We start from the raw sequence: 26,066 nt of genomic DNA on the forward strand, positions 1-26,066 counted from the left end.
GTGTGAAAAAGAAAACTATTAGTAACATAATGAAATCGAAAAACTATTTTTTTATTCACGTGAGAATGATGAAAACTCCTTAAATAAAAAGTACACACAATATTCGAAATTTATGCATAATACGCCCTTTTTAAAAAACTGATTGGGCTTTCCTTACTGATAAGGTGAGGGGAATTTTCTATTTCAGGCATAGCAAATTTATCCAATTCTATGCTGCTAGAAAATGTTGAAATATACACAGATACAAGGAGCTTCTCATGAGTGTATCTCTCATCCGTAAGCCGTTCGTACTACAAGGTTTAGCAATCACTGTTGCTGCCTTAATGATGAACAACGCGCACGCTGCTAGTGATCAAGAACAGATTCAACAACTTCGTGATGAAGTGAAGGAATTAAAAGCTTTATTACAGCAATATGTTCCCCAAGCAAAACAAAAAAATGACCTTGCTCCTGTACAGGAACATTCTAATTTTAAAGAAACACATCCAGATCATCCTGCAAATGTAGTTGTGGCACCCGCTGTCCCTAAAAAGTCGCAATTGGTGTTTAACACTGCTTCTGGCGCAGAAGTTAAATTACACGGTTTCTTACGTGGTGATGCTTCTTATCAATCGAAAGGTGGTGACGGGATATTTAACCGCATCAATAAGGTTGATTTAGAAGGTGCTGAAAAGAACAGTGATCGCTTCTACAGCACGGCAACAGTTACCCGTTTGGGGCTTGATTTTAAAGCACCAGTCGAAGGCGCTGAAGTGGGTGGTAAGTTAGAAGTCGATTTCCGTGGTGGTAGCAGCAATGACACCATTCGTATTCGCCATGCTTATTTAACAATGAATGACTGGCTATTTGGTCAAACCACCTCAACTTTCTTGGCAACAGACTTACAGCCAGAAATGCTTGATTTCAACTCACCTTTGGGTATCGGGACTTACCGTACACCAATGGTTCGTTATAGTGGTGCATTTAATCCAAATACACATTATTTTGTTGCCTTGGAAAAAGGCAATGACGATAACCGAGCACCTGCTTTAACTTCAAAATTAAAATATGATTTTGCTGAAGGTAAGGGTACGACTTCTGCACGAGCACTGATTACCGAAGCACGCAGTCGAGCGGCTTATAACAATGACAAACAACTGAGTGCCAACGAGTCAGAATTAGGTTGGGGTGCGGCTGTTGGTGCAAAATATAAGTTCACCGATGCATTGCAGGCGATGATCGACTATTCGCATGTGAAGGGCGATAGTAAATTCTTGTTGTATACCAATAATGCTTACAACGTAAACCCAAATAACTTTGGTTTAAATCTGAATGAGTTTGATGCTCTCACCGTAGGGGCGACTTATCAAATTAATCCTAAATTGCGTAGTACTTTGGCTTATGGCGCAATGTTTGCTGATGATAGTAATGACTTTGCTAAACAGGCTGTTATCGCAAAAGATGCTGCACAGAACAAAACTTTGCAACAAGGTTGGTGGAATATCATGTATTCGCCCGTTACACCAATTACGTTTGGTCTAGAGTATGTCTACGGTGAACGTAAAACCTTTGATGGACAAAAAGGTAAGGATAATCGTGTAGGGGCCATGGCTCGCTATAACTTCTAAGCCACCTATCCAATAGGTGTAAATCATCCGTGAAAACTGATCGACGAAATAGGCCTTAGTTCTTGCTTAGAACTGTATGCTTTTTATTAAGTTGATTGAGTTTTCACTCATTTTGAGAGTTACTATTTTATGCGTTTCAAAGTGGTGAAAAAACCATCGCTAGAACGAATAAAATAAACGGAAGAAGATATGGAATTTACTTTTAATGGTTTCTATACCCTAATTTCGGCGGTCATCGTCTTGTTATTAGGACGTTTGCTCGTTAATAAAATTGACTTCTTAAAACGCTATAACATTCCTGAGCCTGTGGCTGGTGGTTTGGTTGCAGCGGTACTTTCACTACTTGTACACTCGCTTTGGGGTTACAGTATTGTCTTTAGTAGTGAATTACAAACCAGTTTTATGTTGATCTTCTTTGCTTCGATTGGCTTAAGTGCCAATTTTATGAAGTTGAAAGAGGGGGGAATCGGTTTAGTTCTATTCTTGATCTGCGTCGCTTCATTTATTGTGGTGCAGAATGCTGTGGGTATGAGCCTAGCTACCATATTGGGTATTGATCCTTTAATTGGTTTGATTGCAGGTTCAATCACACTCACTGGTGGTCATGGTACCGCAGGTGCATGGGGTGAAATTCTTGAAACTCAGCATGGGATTCAAGGTGCGTTGGCTTTAGGTATGGCGAGTGCAACTTTCGGTCTGATTATCGGTGGTATTATCGGTGGTCCATTGGCGAAATTGTTGATTAACCGTTATAGCCTTGCTCAAGCCCAAACACCAGCAGAGATCAAAGATCGCGATACGCATTTAGATCAACATCCTGATGAGCTAGCACCATTTGAAAATCCACATCAGGTTCGTTTAATTACGGCTGATAATGCGATTACCACTTTGGGTATGTTTGCTGCTTGTTTAGCTTTTGCAGAATTCATGACAGGTTTCAGTAAGGGCACTTGGTTTGAGTTACCAACATTTGTTTGGGCACTTGGCGGTGGTGTGATCTTACGCAATATCTTAGAAAGCGTATTAAAAGTAGATATCTTTGACCGTGCAATTGATGTGTTTGGTAATGCGTCATTATCACTTTATCTTGCGATGGCATTGCTTTCATTAAAATTATGGCAGTTGGCAGATTTGGCTGGCCCGCTTGTCGTTATTTTAGGTGCGCAAACCATTACGATGGCATTATATGCAGCGTTCATTACCTTCCGCGTCATGGGTAAAAACTATGATGCAGCAGTATTGGCAGCAGGTCACTGTGGTTTCGGTATGGGGGCAACACCAACTGCAGTTGCAAACATGCAAGCGATTACCAATATGTATGGACCATCTCATAAAGCGTTCCTGATTGTTCCTCTTTGTGGTGCGTTCTTCGTTGATTTAATTAACGCAACAGTAATTCAATTAATTTTGAAATTCTTTGCCTAAGTCGGATCAAAAGCCCCATGCGGGGCTTTTTTGATTCATCCATTGTTATCGTATATGTACGGATGTACATAAAATATTTAAAAGCGAATAAGTGATGAATGAAAAATTAAATGACACCCTGATGGCTTGGGTAAGTTTTTTCAATGATCCTTTATGGGACTTCCTCGTTGTTTTTCTGCTTGCTGTAGGTATTTTCTATACTGTTGCGACCAAAGCTGTACAGATTAGAATGTTCTTCCACAGTATCAAGGTCATGAAGAGCAGTCGAAGCAAAGGTGACGAGAAAGACTCACATGGACTTACACCTTTTCAGGCTTTTGTAACGGGGTTAGCAAGTCGTGTTGGTGTAGGTAACATTGCGGGTGTTGCAATCGCGATTGCGATTGGTGGACCAGGTGCAGTGTTCTGGATGTGGTTTACTGCGATTCTCGGGATGAGCTCAGCATTTATCGAATCTTCGCTCGCGCAGTTATTTAAAGTCAGAGACAGTAACAGTAAGCAATTCCGCGGGGGACCAGCTTACTATATTACTCAAGGCTTACGTAGCAAAACCTTTGGTGTGATCTTCGCGCTTGCACTGATTTTTACCTATGGTTTTGTATTTAACTCAGTTCAAATCAATGCGATTGCCAATGCTTCTTCTCATGCTTGGGGTTGGGACAAAGCAAATCTGATTGCACACTTAGGCGGTGTTGATTTAGAAATTTCATGGGTTGGTCTTGCGCTTGTCGTGATGGTTGCATTGGCAATTTTTGGTGGTATTAAACGTATTGCTAAATTTGCAGAAATGTTCGTACCGTTAAAAGCAGGTCTTTATCTTGCAGTGGCGATGTATATTGCAATCAGCAATTACGAACTTCTACCAGGTATTTTTAAACTGATCTTTACTGAAGCATTCCAGTTTAATGCGGCAGCGGGTGGTTTCTTTGGTGCAATGATCTCTATGGCAATGATGCAAGGGATTAAGCGAGGTTTGTTCTCAAACGAAGCGGGTATGGGTTCTGCACCGAATGCGGCAGCAGCATCGGATGTAAAACATCCGGTAAACCAAGGTTTGGTGCAAATGCTGGGTGTATTCGTAGATACCTTTATTGTATGTACTAGTACGGCAATCATTATCTTGGTGTCGGGTGTTTACCACGATGCGGGTTTTGTTGGTGTTGAACTGACACAGCGTGCACTGGAGACACAAGTAGGTAGCTGGGGCGGTGATTTCCTTGCTATCTTATTATTCTTATTCTGTTACTCAGCTGTTCTAGGCAACTATGCTTATGCAGAAAGTAATGTGCAGTTTATTAATAACAATCCGAAAGTCATGTTCATCTTCCGAATCTTTGTATTGGTGATGGTGTATTTCGGTGCGATCGGCAGTGTACCACTGGTTTGGTCGATGGCTGACTTGTTCATGGGGATCATGGCAACCATCAACTTGATCGCAATCTTGCTGTTAACGCCAATGGCGCGAACTTTGTTAAAAGACTATACCTCGCAGCTTAAGAAAGGTATTAAAGAACCTGAGTTTAAGATTGATAATTATCCAGAGCTGAAGAAAAGAGTCGACTCTGATATTTGGTAATTTGATTTAACTCAAGCTGAGTCATATTAAAAAGCTCCTTTCGAGGAGCTTTTTTTATGAAGTTTTTATGAAAAATACAAAAAATTGATACAGCATTTAGGCTTGGCAAACGCTAAAATTTAGCCAAGAAATATCGTAGATATGGCAATTGTTGCGTATGAAACAGCTTAGATTATTGGCGTTTGGTCTTTCAATGGCAGTTTTGGCTGGTTGCCAAAGCACATCACATTTGAAACCTGTCATTGAAGATGCGCAAGCTCAAGCTGTGAGCCAACCGTTTAATGCCATAAAACAACAGCACAAACGTCCTGTGATTGCATTGGTGTTGGGCAGTGGTGGTGCACGTGGTTATGCACATATTGGTGTGATCGAAGTATTAGAGCAGCAAGGTATTCGCCCAGATTTTATCGTGGGCACCAGTGCAGGCAGTATTGTCGGTTCAATCTATGCCAGTGGTAAAAGCCCTGCCGAATTACGTGATATTGCGTTAAAACTCAAAGCCAATGATGTTCGCGAAGTGAATGTCAGTTTAAAAGGCTTTTTTGATGGTAAGAAGGTTGAAGACTATATCAACGAGCAAGTCCATAACATGCCATTAGAAAAGATGAAAATCCCAATGTATGTAGTGGCGACCGAATTAAAAGATGGCACCAGAACCGTCTTTAACTACGGCAACACAGGACAAGCAGTGCGTGCTTCTGCATCAATCCCAAGTATGTTTGTGCCGACCAAGATTCATGATGTTGAGTATGTTGATGGTGGCTTGGTTAGTCCAGTACCTGTTCAAGTCGCGCGCGAGCTGGGTGCAGATGTGGTCATCGCCGTGGATATCTTGGCTCAGCCGATTCATACTGAAACCAGCAATGTCTGGGGCTTGTTCAATCAGAATATCAATATTATGCAAGGGCGTTTGGCTGAGGAAGAGCTAAAAGAAGCCGATATTGTGATTCAGCCTGACCTACGTGAGAAAGCGCATATCTTTGATGTCAAAGGTCGTGAGATGACTATGCAGGCAGGAGTGGATGCCGCCAATGAAAAACTCGCCGAAATTCAATGGGCAATTCAAAGCAAGAGCTTCCCAACACAAAGCGAGCAACAGGATATTGCCTTAAAAATGAGCACCTCAGCACCACGCTAAGCTCTTGTGTTATCAGTCCTGTAATGGACTTAAGTGATTGAGTCCATTTACTAAACTTATATTCGCGGAAAAACAAATTGTAAATCATCTACAAAAAGCTATTAAAAAGTGAGAAAAACAGGTAAATAACTACAAATCATCAAACTTTTTATCAGATCATTTTAAGTTTTAGGTCATAGGATGACCTAATTAAATGAATCACTACATAACAAGGATTGTTAAACACAATGTTTAAGTCTTTCTTTCCGAACCCACGTCTGTTTTTTATTTCTGTCATCGTATGGTTATCCCTCAATATGTTGCTGTGGTACACCGGTGGGCATAGTTGGGGTGAATATCTTGGTTTTGCCAAAGGTTATGCTAATGCAGAGTTGCCAATTGGTGTCAGCCGTTTTTGGGCACCTTCTTCTCTTTGGTTTTATTCTTGGTTTATTGCCGCAACAGCACTATTTGCTGGGTTTTGGCGGATATTTTCAGCCAATAAATGGCAGCGTTGGTCGATTTGGGGCTCTGCATTTATCTTATTTAATATCTGGTTTGCTGTACAAGCGAATGTTGCGATTAATGCATGGTATGTTCCATTTTGGGATTTAGTCCAAAGTATGCTCTCTACAAAAGGAGGGAATATTATGGCTCTTTATAATGAATTGACGGTTTTTTTATGGATTGCTATGGTCTATGTAACCTTGGGAACGATCAATGTATTCTTTACTAGCCATTATGTTTTCCGTTGGCGTACAGCGATGAATGAATATTATGTCGAGAATTGGGAAAAATTGAGACATATCGAAGGTGCCTCACAACGTGTACAAGAAGATACTATGCGTTTTGCAACGATTGTCGAGGACTTGGGCGTAGAATTTATTAAAGCAATTATGACGCTTATTGCATTTTTACCATTACTTTTTATCTTATCAAATCATGTGCCTGCATTACCGATTATTGGCGAGGTTAAATATTCATTAGTATGGGCAGCTGTGTTATGGGCCGTCTTTGGAACCATACTTTTAATGGTTGTTGGGATAAAATTGCCAGGTCTACAATTTAATAATCAGAAAGTCGAGGCTGCTTACCGTAAAGAGTTGGTTTATGGTGAAGATCATATTGAATATGCCCAACCTGCGAAGTTAAAAGAGTTATTTAATGAGGTAAGAAAAAACTACTTTCGTTTATACTTTCATTATTCTTATTTTAATTTGACTGCAAATTGGTATGGGCAACTTGATATTTTGTATAAATTAGTCGTGTTATTTCCATCTATTTCGGCAGGTTTGTTAACACTTGGTTTATTTCAACAGATCTCGAATGTTTTTAGTAATGTTCGAGATTCTTTCCAATATCTGATTAGTTCATGGAAAACCATCATTGAGTTACTATCGATTCATAAACGCCTTAAAGCCTTTGAAAAAATATTAGATTAGTTTGAACAGTTGAGATTAAGGAAGCCTTGGCCCGATGCTAAGGCTTTTTTATTGCCAAGGGGTTTAACGAGTTTGTGGTTTTTATGTGAAAAGTGAATATATATTGCAACGAAAATGACTTTATTTGACGAAATTCCTTCACTATAGTCTCTTGATAAAATTAATGATCTCTCATTTTTCGCTTGTATTGCTTAAAACCTAAATAAATAGGATAAATCATGAAACCTGTATTGCTCAAAAGTGCATTAGCGCTTGCACTGACTGCTTTTACTGCAAATGTATGGGCAGACCAAGCAATTGAATCCTCCCCAACTCAAAAAATCTCAGGCATAGACCAGCAATATATCGATCCAAGCGTACCTGCCAATAATGATTTTTATGATTATGTGAATGGAAAATGGTTAAAAGACACTGAGATTCCCGCAGATAAATCACGTTGGGGCGCATTCAATGAGTTACATGAGCTATCGACCAATCAATTGCACAGTATTGTTGAAGAGCTGAGCGCGCAAAAATGGGCAACAGGAACGGTTGAGCAAAAAGTTTCGAGTCTGTATGCCAGCTTTATGGATGAAAAAGAGATTGAGGCAAAAGGAATTAAACCTTTACAGCAGGAACTGGCACAGGTTGATGCAATTCAAAACAAACAAGACCTTGCTCAATTAATGGGACATTTCTCACGTATTGGGGTCAGAACACCGTTTGATATCAGTATTGACCAAGATATGAAGCATTCCGATGTGATGATTGCAGGCCTAGCACAGCGTCGACTAGGTTTACCAGATCGAGATTATTATTTAAAAGATGATAAAAAGTTTGTTGAAACGCGTGCCAAATATCTCAAGCATATTGAACGGATGCTACAGCTGTCAGGTGATCAGCAAGCGGCACAGCACGCAAAAGAAATTCTGAAACTTGAAACAGACTTGGCCAAGATTCAGTGGAGCAATGTACAAAATCGTGATTTATCTAAGCGCTATAATATTTACTCACTTAAAGATTTGAATAAGTTGAGTCGTAGCTTTGATTGGGATAGCTACCTTAGTACGGTTGGCGTTAAGGATAAAATTCAAACCATCCAAGTACATCAATTAAGTTATTTCAAAGCACTTGATCCTGTGATCAATAAGACTCCTTTAAATGTCTGGAAAGCTTATTTTAAATGGAACTTGATCAGTAATTTTTCACCGTTCTTAAACAAGGCTTTTGTGGATGAAAGTTTTGAATTTTACGGCAAAACTTTACGTGATGTTGCAGAGCAGGAAGTACGCTGGAAGCGTGGTGTACAAACCGTGAATGCAGTGTTAGGTGATGGACTAGGTAAGATCTATGTGGAAAAACACTTTTCTGCTGAGAAAAAACAACGCATGGATGCCTTAGTGCAGAATCTGATCCAAGCCTATGATCAAAGCATTAGTCAATTGGACTGGATGAGTCCTGCAACGAAAGTACAAGCCAAGAAGAAATTAGCCAGCTTGTCGATTAAAGTCGGTTATCCAAACAAATGGCGTGATTATTCAGCACTGGACATTAAAGATGGTGATTTGATTGGTAACGTGATTCGTGCCAGAGAATTTGAACATCAAGATGATTTAGATAAGCTCGGTAAGCCTGTGGATCGTGATGAGTGGTTTATGACCCCTCAAACCGTGAATGCCTATTACAATCCATCATCAAACGAAATTGTTTTTCCAGCTGCAATTTTGCAACCGCCGTTCTTTAATATCGATGCGGATGATGCAGTCAATTATGGTGGAATTGGCAGTGTGATCGGACATGAAATCAGTCATGGTTTCGATGATCAGGGTAGCCAGTTTGATGAATTGGGCAATATGCGTAATTGGTGGACAGCACAAGATCACAAACGCTTTAAAGCCAAAACACAGGCTTTAGTGGCACAGTACAATGCTTATGAGCCAATTGCTGGTTATCACGTCAATGGTGAACTGACCTTGGGTGAAAATATTGCCGATAACTCAGGTTTGTCAATTGCTTATAAAGCGTATCAACTTTCTTTGGCTGGCAAACCTGCACCCGTGATTGAGGGACGTACGGGTGAGCAGCGTTTTTATATGGGGTGGGCGCAAGTTTGGCGTGCCAAAACCCGCGAAGCACAAGCGATTGTGTATTTAAAAACTGATCCGCACGCACCAGATAAAGTTCGTGCCAATGGTGCATTAGTCAATCAAGCACCGTTCTATGATGCTTTCAAGATTAAAGCGGGGGATAAAATGTATTTGGCTCCTGAAAAACGCGTTAGCATTTGGTAATTCGAGCATCAATAAAAAACCTGCATCAAGCAGGTTTTTTATTGATGCTTAAAGCTTAAAGGAAAGCAATTCCAAGTCCAGCACCCGCAGCCATGACCCAAAGCGGGTGAATCTTTTTAAACATGCCAAGGATTGCGGTGACAATCACGATCATCACCAGAAGCAGGCTTTGTGCAGATGCATCGGCAATCAACCATGCACTAACCAGAACCAAACCCACGGTAATCGGTTTTAAGGCTTTTTCAAAACGTGCCCGTAACGGATTGTCTTTAAAGCGCTCCCAGAATTTCAGTGCATAAATGGTGATGATTGAAGATGGACCGAACTTCGCCAACGAAGTCACCAACAAACCTGCTGGGCCTGCAACATGCCAACCGACCAAAGATACAATCATCATATTCGGACCTGGGGCAGCCTGAGCCATGGCAAACAGCGAACTAAACTGTTCTGCGCTCATCCATTGATGCACGGTCACCACTTGGTGCTGCATTTCAGGCAGGATGGCATTACCGCCACCAAAAGCCAGTAATGAGAGTTGAGTAAACACGACAGCAAGGGTAACTAAGATCATGACTTTTTCACTCCTAAAACTAACATGTTAATGGCAAGTAGAATGGCTAAAGTCAGTGCTAAGGGGAGCTTGATCGAGATCATAAACACAAAGGTCAGGCCTATGGTAAAAATGGTCAGATAGCTTTTTAAAATCGGCTTGAGCATCTTAAATCCAGTCGCAAACAGCAAGCCTGCGGCGGCAGCGGCCAAACCTTGAATCATGTGTTTGACTGCGGGAAGGTATTGAAAATGCTCATAGACCTGATAGATGATCAGTACAATTGCAGTCGGGGCGGAGATCAAACCGAGGACTGAACTGATCGCACCTTTCACGCCTTGGAATTCCATTCCAATGGCAACTGCCATATTGATGATGTTGCCGCCCGGCAATAACTGGCACACGCCAAGTAAGTCGGTAAATTTGCCAGCATCAATCCATTTATGTTCTTCAACGATAATGCGATGTGCCAGTGGCAGCACGCCACCAAAACCCATCAATCCCAATTTCATAAATCCCGTAAAAAGTGCCTTACAATCAGGAGCAGTCGCTAGTGGTTCACTCTCTATTGATAGGGCTTGGGCTTTCATTGGATTACCTTTCTGTTCAACCTTTTGAGCTATAGCATGAAAGATTTGTGGTATATTCACAAATGCTATTTTTGCCATTATCTATACTTTCAGGGTATGTATGATTGATATTCATAAACTCAATGCATTCGTTGTTGTGGTGGAAGAAAGTAATATTTCCAAAGCAGCAGTCAGGCTGCATATGCAACAGCCGCCACTGACCCGACTGATTAAAAGTTTGGAAGAAGAGCTGGATACAGCTTTGCTCAAACGTCTGCCACGAGGTGTGGAGGTCACGGAAGCGGGTAAGGCTTTATATCAGGAAGCGATTACCATTTTGGCGCACGCTCAGTCGATTCCGAAACGGGTCAAAAACATTGCACAAGGCTTGGAAGGTCAGATCAATATTGGCTTTACCAACTCCGCAGGCTTGCATCCTTTTTTGCCTGCTGTGTTACGTCAATTTAGGGAGCAGTTTCCTGCGGTGGCGATTCATCTGGAGGAAGACAGCAGTACCGCCTTAACCGATGCGGTGATCAATGAAAAACTGGATATCGTCTTTCTACGTAAACCTGCACCGATTCATGCCGAAGTACAAAGCATTCATGTACTGGATGAGCCCTTGATTGTCGCTTTACCGAGTAATCATCCTTTGGCTGAGCAAGAGGGATCAATCCGCTTACTCGATTTAGAACCGTATGAGTTTGTGTTGTATCGCCGTATTGCAGGGCAGGATTTGTTTGATAATATTTTGGCGAATTGTTATCAGGCCGGGTTTAACCCCAATATTGTGCAGGAAGCCCCACGTTTAACCTCGAGCCTGAATCTGATTGCAGCGGGGATTGGGCTGTCAATTGTCCCAGCTTCAATTCAGGACTTCTGGAATAAGCAGATTGTGTACAAACCGCTAGAAGCGAAAAAACCATGTATCGCCCCGATCTATGCAATTTGCCGTGCCAAAGGCAATAGTGTTCGGGTCGAACATTTCTTGAGTTTACTCAAAGCCAGTCAAGCGGTTTGAAACGGTTCAATGGTTAAAGTGATAAAAATTTAAAATTGGCCCAACCAAGTGCTGTTGTGATTTATCCAGCGTCACGATGATTTCTCTAAAATTGAAGGTGTCCTCGTCATGGTATTTCGCGACGCCATGAGTTTTATTATTCAGGTTTGGGATTTGATAGCTAAAGAAAGCCACTTGTTTAGATGGATGGACCACGGTCACCAATTTTTGTGGATCTTTATAGCCACCAAACTCATTTTGAATACTCTCTTTTAACAGATTGGGAAAGTAAAGCGTGGCATTCGGCATACCGCAACCGACACAGAACGATGAATCGTATAATTCTATGGCCTGTTTTTGATTTGGACTCATCAGTAGGGCTGAACCCGTACCATTTGCACCTGCACTTGCCTCCACATCGTGCCAATCTTTGGGTACAAGCACTGCACCAATTTCAGGTAGCGCAACTAATTTGAGTTGCTTGGCCTGATTTGTATCCAGCTTAAAATCGAAATGGCAGCTTTTTGCTGTACAGCTTTTAAAGTCTTTTAATAAGCCTTCATCGGCTGGATTCAGCGCAGTGACCCCATAATAGGGAACACGGACATCGTTGGCAAAGGACACTTCACCCAAGGCATAAATTTGGTTTTCGGTTTTTCGCTGTTGGGCTGTATTTGAAAATTTAGGAAAAATAGGTTTGAAGCTACTGACCTCTGCATGAGTTGAAGTAGCTGATAATGCGAATAAAATAGCAAGAATGGAGATTAACGTTTTCATTTTTAGTATGGTGTTTTTGGGTTGAGTTCAAATTAACATATTCTTGAATACAAGAACCTACAAAGTGGCTCATTTAAAAGATTTAGAATATTTTTAACAAATAATAAAATTGATGAGACAGAGCACAAGTCTTATGAAAAAAATTCTTTCCGCCTGTTCCCTCATTGTCCTGAGTTCTAGTGCCTTTGCTCAAGACATTAAAGGGATTTCATTCTCGCATGAAGATTGGGAAATTTACTGTAGCAATACGGGCACTTGCCGAGCAGCAGGTTATTACAATGAATATAGTGATGATGAACCTGCATCGCTGTTATTGACCCGTCAGGCAGGGGCACGTCAGCCTGTACAGGTTGAATTTGCATTGGCTCGTTTTGAACAACCTTCTATGCCAGCAGCAAAGCTTAAAAATCTTCATTTCTATGTGAATGGCAAAAACTTTGGACAGGTGCCTGTCGATGGAACAGAATTCCCACTGATGGGGCAACTCTCTACAAATCAAGTCAATGCCTTATTACAGCAATCCAAGAAAAAGACCGAAATCGTGTTTAAAAATGCCAATCTACATTGGCAAATCTCAGATAAGGGAATGACTGCTGTATTACTGAAAATGGATGATTTTCAAAAGCGTATTGGCACAGTGGGCGCTTTGATTAAAAAGGGCAAGGCAGATGAGTCGACGGTATTGGTGGCTCAACCTAAATTTACCGTCAAGCAGATCAAAACATCCAGTAAGCCTTATCTGACATTGCGACCAACAGACAAGCGCTATGCTGCACTCTATCAAAACTTGATGGCTGCCCAGCCAATTCCGAAACAAGAAGGCTTTTGTGAAGGAGCTTATGATGGTAATCAAACAGCACCTCAAGCAATTGATCTCTATAAATTAACCAATAAAAAAGTTTTAGCCGTCACGCTATGTTGGCGAGGTGCATATAACGAAGGTTATGGTGCATGGGTATTGGATGAGCCACTGGCTAATAAAGCTATTTTCGTGACGGAACATTCCTCTGAGTTTTATAACGGGATTCTCAGCAGTTCGCAGAAAGGGCGTGGTATCGGTGATTGCTGGTCAAGTGATGAATGGGTTTGGGATGGGCAGAAGTTTGTGCATACTTTAGATCGCTGGACAGGGATGTGTCGAGGCCTTGCCGCAGGTGGAGTGTGGGAACTTGATCAGATTGAAGTAATCGTCAAATAATATTATGAGTATAAAAATAGCCTAAGGAAACGCAATGCTTAAATATAAGATGGGTTTAGGTGGAATGATTTTAATGGGTGCATCTGCCTATTTTAGTGCATCTGTTTTTGCTGCACCTTTACAGATTCTTGACTTTAAAAAGGGGCAACTGAGTGCAACGGAACAGACGCAACTCTGTGAACAAGTCAAAGAGCTATGTCAGCAGCGAACACAATTGCAGAGCCTGAAAACACCTGATCAAACCTTATGGTTATTATCTGAGGGAAATATTGCCCAGTTTGCGACATCGACCACAGGTTTTAAATTGTTAAAGCAGTGGCGTATTCAGTTGGCGGCTACGGAGGAAATGGCACGATCTAGCCAATATATTTTCCCTAAACTGTTTCCAATGGATCAAAACCGTTATGCCGTTGCAGTGATTGATACTTTTTCAGAAATGTATTCAGGTGGTGGAGCTGGAATTGAACGTGCCAGCTTTTATGAGTTAAAGGATTCAGGCAAGACGCATCGCTTTATTGAAAATTATCCTTTTAGTTTTAACCGTATGATTCGTGCCTGTTTCTCTGAACAGGACTATGAAAGCTCTAAGGGCAAGTGCCATGATGAAGATGGTTTAAGTCTGGATATTCGTCCTATCAAGCCGATGCTTTGGCAGTTCCGCTATCGCTACAGTTTGGATGTATCACCTGCGTCAGACTCGGGTGAGAAATCATTTAAGGGCAGCCGCAACCTGAATATTGATTTAAATAAAGCACCTGAGCAGCCGAATATTCCAGCAGAGTGGGGTTATGAAGGTGCAGGTTGAGTGATTTGGCATCTTCATGGTTTTTTACACTTTCCCAAAGCTTTAAGGGCGTGGGCTTACGTAATTTACAGCGTCATAACAGATGATCTAGACAGAGCATGGTACAAAGGGGAAGATTGCAATTTGGAACTGTGCTTATGTCTCGTGTTTATACTTCTGCCCGCCGTAAATTTTCTCATTTAAGTCGTTCTGTGCTGATGGCTGCGGCTGTGTTGGGTACAACCCAAGTGGCAATGGCAGGGCCAACAGTCGATCAACTGAGTGATTGTTTAGTCAAAGCTACGACGGCAGCGGATAAGACCACGGTTTTGCAATGGACCTTTAGCGCTTTGGCAGCACATCCTGATTTAAAGTCTTTTAGTAATGTTACACCTGAGCAGAAAACTCAGTTAGATCAGAAGTTGGCTCAGGTGTTACAGCGTGTAATTGTGGAGCAGTGTTCGACACAGACTAAAGCCGTGATTCAGGCTGAAGGAATCCAAGCAGTTGGACAGGCTTTCCAACAGTTAGGTCAGAGTGCAGGGCAGGATATTGTTAAAGATCCAGCGGTTAGACAGCAGTTGCAAGGCACGTTGCGTTATATTGATTTAAATAAATTGGTCACGACTTTTTTAACACCTGATATTTGGAATAAGCTGGGTGTGTTAAGAGGTGAGTAACCTCTCCCTAGCCTTCTCTAAAGAAGTGGGAACTTAGCGTATTAAATGAATCACCTGGCAATGTCTCCCTTTTTTAAGAGGGAGGCTTGGACGGATTTAGAAATTATGCATAAAAAGGACTTTGGAGACCGAATACGACCAAAGTCTTCGAGCTTTGCTATAGGATATATTCTTGGAAAGTTATTTTTTTCTGAAAAGTTACAGTTAGTGTGATTTATAGAAAACTGTTAATAAAGTATACTCATTAAGAGTAAATTTTAATATGGTTGATTATAAAAATTGTATGAAAAAAAGTAATATAAATACTATATTAGCTTTTAATAAAATCCAGCCCAAAGGCGAGAAAAGATTACATTCTTTAGTCTCAAATGGGGGGCTTAATAATGGGTATCCAATTTTGGATTTATTAAGTGTTTTTGATGGAACCTTTAATAAAGGGCACAGCAAAAAAGTTATAGATGAATACCTAGGAAATTTTTCTTTTGTTAAAAAATGGATGCTTTTTAGTGACTATGCTTTATATGATAAAAGTAAAAAAAATGATGTTATAAGTTTTGTTCTTATTCCTAACTTAGTAGGAATGGAGCAACTTGCTACAATTATTTCTAATATTCGAGTTAAAGATTTAAAGAAAACAAGAAATATTAATGAGTTTTTTTTGAGTTTTATTAATAATTTTCCCTTGTTGAGTTTTAATTTTGTTTTGGAGAATGATAGGTATAAAAAAAAGAAAGGATACGATGTAAGTAAAATTTTGAATAAATTTATTGATGTAGGGGTGAATCAAAATGTGTTTCTCACTATTGTGGATTATAGTAAGTTGGCGAGATATAATAAAGATATCATTCAACTTAAGAAATTTAAAAATCTACTTTTAAAAAATAATATAAGTAAAAACAAGATGCTTGATTTGATTTTTTTAGGACAAATGGCCGGTTATATGGTGTCTAATTTGGCTGTTCGCCATGGGAAAATAGAAACATTCTGTTGGATTTCCGATAAAGATGCTTTTTTTGAGATTAATCAATCAAATTTTGGGACTGATAATCCTTTGATAATAGATGTTTTTGGAGCATCTAATCATTATTTTAATGAGTTTTATGAGTATGCAGATGTTTCACCTTATGAATTACTCATTGGGACCACTAAAAATATTGAATTTTTAGATGAGATTATTAAAATTCCTGATTATTTAGCAGGTGCTTTAGCAGATTGGGATTACAAAAATAATTCTACTTCTAGTATTAAAATTAATCGTATTTTAGAAGAGTTGCACGCTAATTCAACAAAACATTTATCTTATAAACTGGATATCTTACCCGAAGGTGGGTGTAACTGCGGATTAATGGATATTATTAAATTAGAAAAAAACCCGCTCTAAAGCGGGTTTTTTTTTGAAGTTAGATGGTATTAACCAATCAATTTCTTCATTAATTCATTTACTTGAGCTGGGTTAGCTTTACCTTTTGCAGCTTTCATGACTTGACCAACGAGACCATTAAAGGCTTTTTCCTTACCCGACTTGTACTCTTCGACCATTTTTTCATTGGCTGCAAGTACTTCTTTGATAATCGCTTCAATCGCACCCGTATCGGTTTCTTGCTTTAAGCCTTTCTCAGCAATAATGTCATCCGCAGATTTATCCTCTGCTTCCCACATAAAGCCAAACACTTGCTTCGCAATTTTGCCGTTAATAGTATTGTCGACAATACGTGCAATCATGCCACCCAACTGTTCAGCAGAAACAGGAGAGTCCGCCAATTCTAGGCCCGCTTTGTTTAAAGCACCTGAGAATTCACCCATTACCCAGTTTGCAGAGACTTTACCTTGCTTCGCACCGCCCGCAGCAGCCACAACCGCTTCGTAGAAGTCCGCCATTTCGCGTGACAGCGTCAATACATGCGCATCATACTCAGTCACAGCAAAGTCAGCGATAAAGCGTGCACGGCGCGCTTTAGGCAGTTCTGGAAGGGCAGCACGTGCCGCTTCGATCTGCTCGTCAGCAATAATTACTGGCAATAAATCTGGATCTGGGAAGTAGCGATAGTCGTTCGCTTCTTCTTTCGAACGCATTGAACGGGTTTCCATCTTGTTCGGATCGAACAAACGAGTTTCCTGATCAATCGTGCCGCCGTATTCCAAGATTTCCATTTGGCGTTCAATTTCGACATTGATCGCTTGCTCAATGAAACGGAATGAGTTGAGGTTTTTCAACTCGCAGCGCGTACCAAAAGGTTGACCTGGACGACGCAACGATACGTTACAGTCAGCACGGAATGAACCTTCTGCCATGTTACCGTCAGAAATACCTAACCAACGCACTAGGGTGTGAATAGACTTGATATAAGCAACCGCCTCTTCAACTGAACGCATATCTGGCTCAGATACGATTTCTAACAATGGTGTGCCCGCACGGTTTAAGTCGATACCCGACATACCTTCGAATTGGTCATGGATCGATTTACCAGCATCTTCTTCAAGATGGGCACGCGTTACGCCAATACGCTTCACAGTGCCATCTTCAAGCTGGATGTCAATATGACCCAAGCCCACAATCGGATTGTCCATCTGGCTGATCTGGTAGCCTTTTGGCGAATCTGGGTAGAAGTAGTTCTTACGTGCAAACACAGAGGCTTGGTCGATATAGGCATCGATACCCAAACCAAAGCGAATCGCAAGATCAACCACCTCAGCGTTCAATACTGGCAATACGCCCGGCATGGCTAAATCAACAAGGCTGGCTTGTGTATTTGGGTCTTGACCAAATTCAGTCGATGAACCTGAAAAGATTTTAGACTTGGTTGCCAACTGAGTGTGGATCTCGATCCCGATAACGACTTCCCAACCGTCAATTAACTTTAACTTTTGAGCTTCAGCCATTATGCATTCTCCTCAGCAATTGCCGCACGTTTGGTATGCCAGTCTGTATTTTGTTGATATTGATGCACAATCGAAAGCAATTGTGATTCTGACCAATAGTTACCAATCAACTGTAAGCCCACAGGCAAGCTGTCTTTATCAAAACCAACAGGTGCGTTGATGGCTGGTAGACCTGCCAAGTTCACAGCAAGGGTATAGATATCACCTAAATACATTTCAGTCGGGCTGAGGTTCGCACCGATCTTATAGGCTGTGGTTGGTGCAGATGGCGCAGCAATCACGTCGACATTTTCAAATGCTTTGAGGAAATCTTGCTGAATCAAACGACGCACTTTTTGAGCTTTGACATAGTAGGCATCGTAGTAACCTGCAGAAAGGGCATAAGTCCCGATCAGGATACGACGTTGTACTTCAGCACCAAAACCTTCTGAACGTGAACGTTTGTACAAATCCATCAAGTCCACAGGATTTTCACAACGGTAGCCATAACGTACGCCGTCAAAACGTGACAGGTTTGAAGACGCTTCCGCAGGTGCGATCAGGTAGTAAGTCGGCACATAGGCTTCAGTCATGTTGAGATCAATCTCAACCAAGATTGCACCCATCTCTTCAAGCTTTTTCAATGACTCTTCAACGCGTGCTTTTACATCAGCGTCTAAACCAGCCACATTGAAGTATTGCTTTGGAATACCAATGCGTAAGCCTTTCACAGCTGTGCCATTCAAGTTAGCAACATAATCATCAACGTCTTTCTTGATTGACGTTGAGTCTTTGGCATCATGACCTGCAATCACATTCATCAAATAAGCACAGTCTTCCGCAGAACGTGCCATTGGACCGCCTTGATCCAATGATGATGCATAAGCAATCATACCGAAGCGAGACACACGACCATAGGTCGGTTTTAAACCCGTTAAGCCACAGAATGAAGCAGGTTGACGAATTGAACCACCTGTATCGGTTCCTGTTGCGATCGGCGCAAGATCAGCCGCGACAGCTGCTGCAGAACCACCAGATGAACCACCCGGAACATGATCCAGTGCCCAAGGATTCGAGGTTGCACCGACATAAGAGTTTTCAGAAGTTGAACCCATGGCGAATTCGTCCATGTTCACCTTACCTAAAGTCACGAGACCCGCAGCTTTGGCTTTTGCAACCACAGTTGCATCGTAAGGTGAAATGAAGTTATCCAGCATTTTTGAACCCGCAGTGGTTTTAATGCCTTGGGTACAAAAAATATCTTTGTGGGCAAGGGGAATACCTGCCAGCGCGTGTGCATTGCCTGCTTTCAGTGCTGCATCGGCCGCATTCGCTTCAGCAAGGGCCTGTTCTGCGGTGACCGTCACATAACTTTTTACTTTCGGGTCAATTTGGGCAATACGCTTTAAATAATGTTCAGTCAATTCGCGTGATGAAAATTGGGCTGTTTTTAAGCCTTCAGAGAGTTCACGGATTGATAAGCGATGTAAATCTGTCATATGAAAAATTTCTTTACATTCTAAATATAAAATATTGACTAATCGAATAAATCTTATTCAATTACGCGAGGTACGAGGTACAAACCGGCTTCTGTAGCAGGCGCGACCGCTTGATATTCATCACGATGGTTGCTTTCAGTCACAACGTCAGCGCGTAAGGGTTGCGGGTTGTCAAATGGGCTCTTTAAAGGCTCAACATCATCGGTATTAATGCCTTTCAAGCTTTCCATCATGCCAAGGATTTTATTTAAACTTTGAGCATATTCAGCAGATTGCGTGTCATTGAGAGATAAACGTGCAAGGTGTGCAATTTGCGAGACCGTTTGCGCATTTAAGTCTGTTGTCTGCTGAGCATCTGATGATGTAGACATAACTTTACCTAATTCAGTATTAAAAAATTTCAAAATATCGTGCGTTATAATAAGCGATTGACTTGTTCAAATCATCACATTTAGTTAAAGTTGCCACCTTGTATTCACACAAAGTTTAATTGAGAACGCCCCCGTGATTCTAAAACGACTAATTGGCTTGTTTTCGCCGGATTTAGCCATTGATTTAGGTACTGCTAATACACTTATTTATGCACCAGGCCGTGGCATTATATTAAATGAACCAACTGTTGTGGCAATTCGCCATAGTGGTTCACAAAAAATTGTTGCCGCTGTAGGTATTGATGCTAAACAAATGTTAGGCCGTACACCAGCGAATATTTCAGCAATTCGTCCGATGAAAGACGGTGTGATTGCTGATTTCGAAGTCACTGAAACCATGTTGAATCAGTTCATTGGCAAAGTGCATGAAAAGCGTTTATTCCCGCCAGCACCGCGTGTTGTGGTCTGTGTACCTTGTAAATCGACCTTGGTTGAGCGTCGTGCGATTCGTGAGGCTGTATTCAATGCAGGTGCGCGTGATGTACGTTTAATCGAAGAGCCAATGGCTGCTGCGATTGGTGCGGGTATGCCTGTTGAGCAAGCATGTGGTTCGATGGTGGTCGATGTCGGTGGTGGTACCACTGAAATTGCAATCATTTCATTACAAGGTTGTGTCTACGCTGATTCATTACGTATCGGTGGTGATGTATTTGATGAGCAAATCATCAATTATGTGCGTAAAGCACACGGTTGTGTGATCGGGGAAACTACAGCCGAAGTCATTAAAAAAGAAGTGGGTATGGCTGTTGCTGATGGCAAGACCCTAGAGATCGAAGTTCGTGGTCGTAACTTGGCTGAAGGTGTCCCTCGCGCGATTACCGTGACTTCTGATGAAATTACGCAGGCCATTTCTGATCCGTTACAAAGCATTGTTAGTGCAGTTAAATCTGCATTAGAACAAACGCCTCCTGAATTATCTTCGGATATTGCAGAGCGTGGTATTGTGTTGACAGGTGGTGGAGCATTATTGCGTAACCTTGATAAATTACTTGCGCAAGAAACAGGTTTACCTGTAATTGTTGCAGATGATCCTTTAACTTGTGTCACTCGTGGCGGCGGTAAAGTATTAGAGTTCTTTGACAATCCAAACCACGACATGCTTTTCGTTGGTTAAATCATAAGGACTAGGCGGTGCAACCGAATCTTTTTTCAAGACAACCGCCATCTTTTCGCTCATTTGTCATTGCGGTGATTACATGTTTGGTGGTGCTTTTCTTTGATTGGCGCATGCCTTATGTGATTCAACCTGCAAGGGATGTCTTGTACGCCGCGTATAATCCAATTTATGCGCTGGCAAGCTATCCTGTACTGTCGCGAGAATGGCTTAACCAACAAACCAAATCTGAAGCGCAATTGCGTCGTGAAAACACCGCAATGCAAGCTGAACTGCTACAAGCACAAGTCCGTCTTCAAAAACTTTCAGAACTCTCTGCGGAAAATAACCGTTTAAGAGGGCTTTTGGATACGCCGTTAATTATTGATGGACGTATGCAAATTGCGGAAGTGATTGGAACGGATGCAGACCCATTACGCCATATTATTATCATTAACCGTGGTTCTGTGGATCATTTAAGTGCTGGACAAACTGTTCTAGACGATAAAGGGATTATGGGGCAGATCATTAATGTCTATCCACATAGTGCCCGTATCATGTTGCTGTCTGATAAAGAGCATTCGTTGTCTGTGCGTTTAGAACGTACGGGAATGCGTGCGATTATTTCGGGTACTGGCGATTTAGGTCAACTCAAAATGGAATATGTGCCCACCAGTGCCAATATTCAGGTTGGGGACAAAGTGTTTAGTTCAGGTTTAGGTGAACATTTCCCAGCAGGTTATTTGGTGGGGACTGTGTCTAAAGTCAGTCGTCATACTTCAGGCGAGTTTGCTGAAATTGATGTTACACCTGCAGCTCAACTTGCCAGTGGTCATCATGTTGTGGTGCTATTCTCTGAATCCTTAGCGCAGGAGCAACCATATGCCGATCGCTAAGCTCAATTATGAGAAACGCAAAGATCCGCTATGGATGATTATTCTATCCATCGTGATTGGCTCTGTATTGATGGTTTATCCGATGGCCTATGAGGCCTCGGGTTGGAGACCATCCATCATGCTAATGATTATGCTGTTCTGGATCCTCTATCAGCCTGTTTGGTGTGGTGTCTGGTTTGCTTTTGGCATGGGCCTTTTTGCCGACCTGCTGCTCGATGCACCATTTGGTTTAAATGCGCTGAGTTTCGTGCTGATCAGTTTTGGTATTCGCTATTTAATCCGTGAGCGTCGTATTCTCACTTTTGGGAATTCGTGGGTCATTGCGGTGATTGCGATTGTTGCACATATTACTTTTTTATGGATAAGCCAGACCATTGCAGGTACACATTTTTCGATTGCGCGCCATTGGCAGCCCGTTGTGACAAGTGTACTGGCATGGCCATTGGTTTATTATTGCTTACATAAATGGCGCATATAATTCTCGCATCAAGCTCGCCTCGTCGGCAGGAGCTATTACAGCAGTTGGGTTTGGACTTTGAAATCTATAGCCCAAATGTCGATGAGGCGGTGCATGATGGAGAGGCTGTTGAGCATTATGTTGAACGCTTGGCGCGAGAGAAGGCACAAGTTGTTTTAAATAAATATGCTGACGCAATTGTGATTGCGGCAGATACCAGTTTAAGTTTTGCTGGGCAGATCATTGGTAAGCCAGAGTCAAAGCAACACGCTATTTCCATCTGGTCGATGCTTTCTGGGCAATGGCATGATGTCTATTCCGGAATTTGTGTCGCAAGTTCTGCTCAGATGTTGAGTCGTGTGGTGAGAACGCAAGTTGAGTTACAGCAACTCAGTCATGCGGAAATGGAAAAATATTGGGCAACGGGCGAACCGATTGGTAAAGCAGGTGCTTATGCGATACAGGGAATTGCAGCACAATATATTCCACAAATTCGAGGCAGTTATAGCAATGTCGTCGGTTTGCCTTTGCATGAGATCGCACAGTTATTAGAAAGCGTTAAAGCCTAAGTATTTCAATACAGGGAACGACACTTTCGGGTATAAGAATTTTTATAAAATTTTGAGTTTGTTATGGCAGAAGAGTTGCTGATTAACGTCACGCCGATGGAATGTCGTGTGGCATTGATTGAAAATGGTACGGTCAATGAATTATTCGTTGAGCGAACTGTAAAACGTGGGTTAGTGGGTAATATCTACAAAGGTAAAGTGGTTCGTGTACTACCAGGTATGCAAGCAGCCTTTGTCGATATTGGTTTGTCTCGAACCGCTTTTTTGCATATTAACGATATGGTTTGGTCGCGTTCGCAACCAACACCAAACGTTTTTGAGCTGTTACATCCCGGGCAGATGCTCACTGTCCAAGTCATGAAAGATATGTTGGGGACTAAAGGTGCTCGTCTAAGTACTGATCTTTCTATCCCATCGCGCTATCTCGTTCTCATGCCGTATGGCAATCACATTGGTGTGTCGCAGCGAATTGAGTCTGAAGAAGAGCGAGACCGCCTACGTAGCATCATTGAGCATATTCAGGCAGAACATAATTTACCAGGTAGCGTTATTGTTCGTACTGCGGCAGAAGGCGTCGATGAAGCTGCGATTGCACAAGATATGTGTTATCTCAGCAAACTTTGGGAATTTATTCAGCGCAAACAAAAAGAAGCGGCAACGGCTGAACTGATCTTTGAGGAGCTCCCTTTACCGCAACGTATCATTAGAGATTTAGCCAGTGATGAAACGGCGAAGATCTATGTCGATTCTCGCGAGATTCATGGCAAGCTCAGCGAGTTTGTAGATGAGTTTGTTCCGACGATTCAAAATCGCTTAATTCATTATCCTGGTGAAAAGCCGCTTTTCGATTTGTATAACGTCGAAGAGGATATTCAAAAAGCGTTGCAGACCCGAGTCGCACTCAAGTCTGGTGGCTATCTGATGATTGATCAGACCGAAGCGATGACCACGATTGATGTCAATACAGGCTCATATGTGGGTGGGCGCAGTTTAGAAGACACGGTATTTAAAACCAATATGGAAGCGACTCAAGTGATCGCAAGACAACTGCGTCTGCGTAATTTGGGTGGTATTCTGATTATTGATTTTATCGACATGCAAGAAGCTGAACATCGTGAAGAGGTGATGCGTCAGTTTGAACGCATGTTGGAACGCGATCATGCCAAGACTAAAATTACCCAAGTTTCGGAGCTAGGTTTAGTTGAAATGACACGTAAACGGACCCGTGAATCATTAGAGCATTTGCTTTGTGAATCATGTCCAACTTGCCAAGGGCGGGGTTATGTGAAGACAGCAGAGACAGTATGTTACGAGATATTTCGAGAGATCATGCGTTATGCGCGTGCATTTGATTCCAAGGGTGGCTTTACTGTCGTTGCGCATCCAGCCGTGATAGATCGTCTATTAACAGCGGAAGCCCCAGCTGTCGCGGATTTAGAACATTTCGTAAATCGAGTGATCAAATTCCAAGTGGAAAATCTATATACGCAAGAGCAATACGATATCATTTTGACCTAAAGTTGTAACAAGATTTCGCTTAAGCCTTGTTACAACTGAAATTTTACTTTCTATCACGAATTTTAAATACTAGAACCATAAAATGAGCCATAGGTACTTTTGGGTCCCTTAGCAAATAATATGAGGTATATAACGATGAATGTGAGCGAAAGATTAGTGAATCACGGTTTCAAACATGTTTTAGACAGTAACCCTGTAAATACATGTTATATGGTGGATAGCCAAGGTAAAGAAGTTCAGATTACTACGGCAATGATCCGTTCAGCCTGCCATCAACTGTTACAACGTTGTCGCACAATTAAAAAATAAGGGGCTATTCGAAGCCCCTTAATTTTTTCTCTACAATTAATTCGCAACTTTCTGTTGTGGCAAGTTTTGAATGGCTTGTTCAAACCGTTGAATTTCTTCTTCCAAATGGGTCAGTAAATTTTGCATTTTTGGCAAAGCATTACGACATGCAATTAAGCCCACTTCCAATTTATCTAAATAACTGGTCATGGTGATATTAAGAGCTTGCCCATCCATCACAATTGATGCCGGGTAGAGTGCATCTAACTTTGCGCCATTCCAATATAAAGGTTCACGTGGGCCTGGGACATTGGAAATTACAAGGTTAAAGGCTTGACGTTTAGGTAACATCCCAGAAGCGATATTCAAGCCTGCTGGGCCATACACAACTGCACTATAATTCAAAATCTCATTGGCAGTCATACGACTAAAACGTTGTTTCGAGTTTTGCACACTACGGCGAATAACCTCTAAACGCTCAATTGGATCTTCAATATGGGTCGCAAGATTGGCCAAAATCATGGTAATACGATTGCTGACATCTGAGTCATCGGTACGCAGTGATGCAGGAACCATCGCAATCAGCGGTTTTTTTGGCAAACTGTTATGACTGATCAGGTATTCACGTAAAGCACCTGAACATACCGCTAAAATCACGTCATTGAGCGTTACGCCCAAAGATTTGGCAATACGACGGAAACGACCGAGTTCAAAGGATTGTGCGGCAAAACGACGTGAAGAACTCACGCGCTGATTCAGAATCGAAGGCGGTGCTTGAAAGGTCGAAACATAATCTGGATTTTTGCCCATCTCTTTAAAAATGGTTTGCGACAGCTCTTGCATGACTTTAGGGGCAATTTCAAGCTGAGATTTAATCCCTTCCATCACACCTTTAATTTTACTTACCGTTGGTGGTTTTGGTGCTTTTAAACGCTTGGTCCGTTTACCTTCAACACACCACAACGGCACCACATGCTTTTCATTTGGATCTTGCGAAAGTGACTTTTCAATCAGACGCATACCCGCTACGCCGTCCACCATCGCATGATGAATCTTGAAATACATGGCAAAACGGTTGCCTTCAATGCCTTCAATAATGTCGCATGTCCAAAGTGGCTTGGCACGATCAATCAAGGAGCTATGCTGTTGTGAAATATACACAAGCAATTCACGGATACGTCCTGGATTTGGTAGCGCAATGTGGCGGAAATGATGGTCTAGATCAAACTCACTGTCTTCTCCCCAAAACAAACCATTCAACTGATTGTTAAATGGTGGAACAGGGATACTTTTTGATTGGCGAATTTCATTGACTAGATCGTGCACAAACGTAGGTGAAGCATTCTCTGGAAGCTCGAATAAAAACAATCCACCTACATGCATAGGTTGTTGCCTTTTCTCTAGCGAGAGAAAGATAAAATCAATTGGGTGTAGTGGGCGCATAGCAGACCTAGCCTCTCA

Annotated in this window: 24 protein-coding genes; 17 read left to right on the plus strand and 7 right to left on the minus strand. The window is 41.7% G+C overall.

What is annotated here, in order from left to right; all coding sequences use genetic code 11:
* Positions 1-257: 257 nt before the first annotated feature.
* The 6 genes from F896_RS15585 to F896_RS15560 all read left to right on the plus strand — a co-directional run bounded on the left by F896_RS15585 (position 258) and on the right by F896_RS15560 (position 9,437).
* Positions 258-1,607, plus strand: coding sequence for a DcaP family trimeric outer membrane transporter (locus F896_RS15585; RefSeq protein WP_016162707.1), 1,350 nt, complete (start codon positions 258-260; stop codon positions 1,605-1,607).
* Between the two features lie 189 nt (positions 1,608-1,796).
* Positions 1,797-3,032: a sodium/glutamate symporter gene (gene gltS, locus F896_RS15580; RefSeq protein WP_005192821.1), complete on the plus strand. Its 1,236-nt coding sequence runs from the start codon at positions 1,797-1,799 to the stop codon at positions 3,030-3,032.
* A 94-nt stretch (positions 3,033-3,126) separates the two neighbouring features.
* Positions 3,127-4,608, plus strand: coding sequence for an alanine/glycine:cation symporter family protein (locus F896_RS15575; RefSeq protein WP_016162708.1), 1,482 nt, complete (start codon positions 3,127-3,129; stop codon positions 4,606-4,608).
* Positions 4,609-4,765: 157 nt separating this feature from the next.
* Complete coding sequence (locus F896_RS15570) at positions 4,766-5,746, plus strand: patatin-like phospholipase family protein (RefSeq protein WP_016162709.1); 981 nt, start codon at positions 4,766-4,768, stop codon at positions 5,744-5,746.
* Positions 5,747-5,973: 227 nt separating this feature from the next.
* Positions 5,974-7,167, plus strand: coding sequence for a peptide antibiotic transporter SbmA (gene sbmA / locus F896_RS15565; protein WP_016162710.1), 1,194 nt, complete (start codon positions 5,974-5,976; stop codon positions 7,165-7,167).
* Positions 7,168-7,385: 218 nt separating this feature from the next.
* Complete coding sequence (locus F896_RS15560) at positions 7,386-9,437, plus strand: M13 family metallopeptidase (protein WP_016162711.1); 2,052 nt, start codon at positions 7,386-7,388, stop codon at positions 9,435-9,437.
* Positions 9,438-9,492: 55 nt separating this feature from the next.
* Here F896_RS15560 and F896_RS15555 read toward each other — a convergent pair whose 3' ends face one another.
* Positions 9,493-10,008 (minus strand): chromate transporter, encoded by a 516-nt coding sequence (locus F896_RS15555; RefSeq protein WP_016162712.1) that lies wholly within the window; start codon positions 10,006-10,008, stop codon positions 9,493-9,495.
* Positions 10,005-10,577, minus strand: a complete 573-nt coding sequence (locus F896_RS15550; protein WP_032882064.1) for a chromate transporter — start codon at positions 10,575-10,577, stop codon at positions 10,005-10,007. Before F896_RS15550 ends, F896_RS15555 begins: the two co-directional genes overlap by 4 nt.
* A gap of 100 nt (positions 10,578-10,677) precedes the next feature.
* On the opposite strand from F896_RS15550, the gene F896_RS15545 reads away from it, so the two are divergent.
* The gene (locus F896_RS15545; protein WP_016162714.1) at positions 10,678-11,577 is read left to right on the plus strand and encodes a LysR family transcriptional regulator; all 900 of its coding nucleotides are present in this window, start codon (positions 10,678-10,680) and stop codon (positions 11,575-11,577) included.
* 6 nt (positions 11,578-11,583) lie between these two features.
* Here F896_RS15545 and F896_RS15540 read toward each other — a convergent pair whose 3' ends face one another.
* A complete protein-coding gene (locus tag F896_RS15540) occupies positions 11,584-12,333 on the minus strand; it encodes a DUF4850 domain-containing protein (protein WP_016162715.1) in 750 nt (249 codons plus the stop codon).
* Positions 12,334-12,466: 133 nt separating this feature from the next.
* Here F896_RS15540 and F896_RS15535 point away from each other — a divergent pair, with 133 nt between their 5' ends.
* The 4 genes from F896_RS15535 (at position 12,467) to F896_RS15520 (ending at position 16,376) form a co-directional block, all read left to right on the plus strand.
* The gene (locus F896_RS15535; protein ID WP_016162716.1) at positions 12,467-13,531 is read left to right on the plus strand and encodes a DUF1176 domain-containing protein; all 1,065 of its coding nucleotides are present in this window, start codon (positions 12,467-12,469) and stop codon (positions 13,529-13,531) included.
* A gap of 34 nt (positions 13,532-13,565) precedes the next feature.
* Positions 13,566-14,336, plus strand: a complete 771-nt coding sequence (locus tag F896_RS15530) for a hypothetical protein (protein ID WP_016162717.1) — start codon at positions 13,566-13,568, stop codon at positions 14,334-14,336.
* Between the two features lie 137 nt (positions 14,337-14,473).
* A complete protein-coding gene (locus tag F896_RS15525) occupies positions 14,474-14,995 on the plus strand; it encodes a hypothetical protein (RefSeq protein WP_016162718.1) in 522 nt (173 codons plus the stop codon).
* A 262-nt stretch (positions 14,996-15,257) separates the two neighbouring features.
* The gene (locus F896_RS15520; RefSeq protein ID WP_016162719.1) at positions 15,258-16,376 is read left to right on the plus strand and encodes a hypothetical protein; all 1,119 of its coding nucleotides are present in this window, start codon (positions 15,258-15,260) and stop codon (positions 16,374-16,376) included.
* A gap of 29 nt (positions 16,377-16,405) precedes the next feature.
* Here the strand turns inward: F896_RS15520 and gatB are convergent, their stop codons facing one another.
* The 3 genes from gatB to gatC are packed head-to-tail and all read right to left on the minus strand — an operon-like array spanning position 16,406 to position 19,724.
* Positions 16,406-17,875 (minus strand): Asp-tRNA(Asn)/Glu-tRNA(Gln) amidotransferase subunit GatB, encoded by a 1,470-nt coding sequence (gene gatB, locus F896_RS15515; RefSeq protein ID WP_016162720.1) that lies wholly within the window; start codon positions 17,873-17,875, stop codon positions 16,406-16,408.
* Positions 17,875-19,353 carry an Asp-tRNA(Asn)/Glu-tRNA(Gln) amidotransferase subunit GatA gene (gene gatA, locus F896_RS15510; RefSeq protein ID WP_005208653.1) on the minus strand — a complete coding sequence of 493 codons (1,479 nt, stop codon included), beginning with the start codon at positions 19,351-19,353 and terminating at the stop codon, positions 17,875-17,877. The genes gatB and gatA overlap by 1 nt, the downstream gene beginning before the upstream one ends.
* Positions 19,354-19,406: 53 nt before the next feature.
* Positions 19,407-19,724, minus strand: a complete 318-nt coding sequence (gene gatC, locus F896_RS15505) for an Asp-tRNA(Asn)/Glu-tRNA(Gln) amidotransferase subunit GatC (protein WP_004652310.1) — start codon at positions 19,722-19,724, stop codon at positions 19,407-19,409.
* Between the two features lie 133 nt (positions 19,725-19,857).
* Between gatC and F896_RS15500 the strand changes: the two genes are divergently transcribed.
* The 6 genes from F896_RS15500 (at position 19,858) to F896_RS20735 (ending at position 24,626) form a co-directional block, all read left to right on the plus strand.
* Positions 19,858-20,898, plus strand: coding sequence for a rod shape-determining protein (locus F896_RS15500; RefSeq protein ID WP_004652309.1), 1,041 nt, complete (start codon positions 19,858-19,860; stop codon positions 20,896-20,898).
* 17 nt (positions 20,899-20,915) lie between these two features.
* A complete protein-coding gene (gene mreC, locus F896_RS15495) occupies positions 20,916-21,773 on the plus strand; it encodes a rod shape-determining protein MreC (RefSeq protein WP_004802987.1) in 858 nt (285 codons plus the stop codon).
* The gene (mreD, locus tag F896_RS15490; protein WP_016162721.1) at positions 21,760-22,251 is read left to right on the plus strand and encodes a rod shape-determining protein MreD; all 492 of its coding nucleotides are present in this window, start codon (positions 21,760-21,762) and stop codon (positions 22,249-22,251) included. The genes mreC and mreD overlap by 14 nt, the downstream gene beginning before the upstream one ends.
* The gene (locus F896_RS15485; RefSeq protein WP_016162722.1) at positions 22,239-22,799 is read left to right on the plus strand and encodes a Maf-like protein; all 561 of its coding nucleotides are present in this window, start codon (positions 22,239-22,241) and stop codon (positions 22,797-22,799) included. Before mreD ends, F896_RS15485 begins: the two co-directional genes overlap by 13 nt.
* Positions 22,800-22,862: 63 nt before the next feature.
* Complete coding sequence (gene rng / locus F896_RS15480; protein WP_004802994.1) at positions 22,863-24,317, plus strand: ribonuclease G; 1,455 nt, start codon at positions 22,863-22,865, stop codon at positions 24,315-24,317.
* Positions 24,318-24,452: 135 nt separating this feature from the next.
* The gene (locus F896_RS20735; protein WP_004775299.1) at positions 24,453-24,626 is read left to right on the plus strand and encodes a PA1571 family protein; all 174 of its coding nucleotides are present in this window, start codon (positions 24,453-24,455) and stop codon (positions 24,624-24,626) included.
* A 36-nt stretch (positions 24,627-24,662) separates the two neighbouring features.
* Here the strand turns inward: F896_RS20735 and F896_RS15475 are convergent, their stop codons facing one another.
* Positions 24,663-26,048: a WS/DGAT/MGAT family O-acyltransferase gene (locus F896_RS15475; protein ID WP_016162723.1), complete on the minus strand. Its 1,386-nt coding sequence runs from the start codon at positions 26,046-26,048 to the stop codon at positions 24,663-24,665.
* Between the last annotated feature and the right edge of the window lie 18 nt (positions 26,049-26,066).

The sequence above is a fragment of the Acinetobacter genomosp. 15BJ genome, from assembly GCF_000400715.1.
GTDB lineage: Bacteria > Pseudomonadota > Gammaproteobacteria > Pseudomonadales > Moraxellaceae > Acinetobacter.

Coding starts and splice junctions, on each gene's coding strand:
- F896_RS15535 (WP_016162716.1), top strand. CDS start 12,467: ATGAAAAAAATTCTTTCCGCCTGTTCCCTCATTGTCCTGAGTTCTAGT.
- F896_RS15475 (WP_016162723.1), bottom strand. CDS start 26,048: ATGCGCCCACTACACCCAATTGATTTTATCTTTCTCTCGCTAGAGAAA.
- gatA (WP_005208653.1), bottom strand. CDS start 19,353: ATGACAGATTTACATCGCTTATCAATCCGTGAACTCTCTGAAGGCTTA.
- sbmA (WP_016162710.1), top strand. CDS start 5,974: ATGTTTAAGTCTTTCTTTCCGAACCCACGTCTGTTTTTTATTTCTGTC.
- F896_RS15550 (WP_032882064.1), bottom strand. CDS start 10,577: ATGAAAGCCCAAGCCCTATCAATAGAGAGTGAACCACTAGCGACTGCT.
- F896_RS20735 (WP_004775299.1), top strand. CDS start 24,453: ATGAATGTGAGCGAAAGATTAGTGAATCACGGTTTCAAACATGTTTTA.
- F896_RS15555 (WP_016162712.1), bottom strand. CDS start 10,008: ATGATCTTAGTTACCCTTGCTGTCGTGTTTACTCAACTCTCATTACTG.
- F896_RS15530 (WP_016162717.1), top strand. CDS start 13,566: ATGCTTAAATATAAGATGGGTTTAGGTGGAATGATTTTAATGGGTGCA.
- rng (WP_004802994.1), top strand. CDS start 22,863: ATGGCAGAAGAGTTGCTGATTAACGTCACGCCGATGGAATGTCGTGTG.
- F896_RS15520 (WP_016162719.1), top strand. CDS start 15,258: ATGGTTGATTATAAAAATTGTATGAAAAAAAGTAATATAAATACTATA.
- mreD (WP_016162721.1), top strand. CDS start 21,760: ATGCCGATCGCTAAGCTCAATTATGAGAAACGCAAAGATCCGCTATGG.
- gatC (WP_004652310.1), bottom strand. CDS start 19,724: ATGTCTACATCATCAGATGCTCAGCAGACAACAGACTTAAATGCGCAA.
- F896_RS15560 (WP_016162711.1), top strand. CDS start 7,386: ATGAAACCTGTATTGCTCAAAAGTGCATTAGCGCTTGCACTGACTGCT.
- F896_RS15575 (WP_016162708.1), top strand. CDS start 3,127: ATGAATGAAAAATTAAATGACACCCTGATGGCTTGGGTAAGTTTTTTC.
- gltS (WP_005192821.1), top strand. CDS start 1,797: ATGGAATTTACTTTTAATGGTTTCTATACCCTAATTTCGGCGGTCATC.
- F896_RS15545 (WP_016162714.1), top strand. CDS start 10,678: ATGATTGATATTCATAAACTCAATGCATTCGTTGTTGTGGTGGAAGAA.
- F896_RS15525 (WP_016162718.1), top strand. CDS start 14,474: ATGTCTCGTGTTTATACTTCTGCCCGCCGTAAATTTTCTCATTTAAGT.
- F896_RS15570 (WP_016162709.1), top strand. CDS start 4,766: ATGAAACAGCTTAGATTATTGGCGTTTGGTCTTTCAATGGCAGTTTTG.
- F896_RS15485 (WP_016162722.1), top strand. CDS start 22,239: ATGGCGCATATAATTCTCGCATCAAGCTCGCCTCGTCGGCAGGAGCTA.
- F896_RS15585 (WP_016162707.1), top strand. CDS start 258: ATGAGTGTATCTCTCATCCGTAAGCCGTTCGTACTACAAGGTTTAGCA.
- F896_RS15540 (WP_016162715.1), bottom strand. CDS start 12,333: ATGAAAACGTTAATCTCCATTCTTGCTATTTTATTCGCATTATCAGCT.
- gatB (WP_016162720.1), bottom strand. CDS start 17,875: ATGGCTGAAGCTCAAAAGTTAAAGTTAATTGACGGTTGGGAAGTCGTT.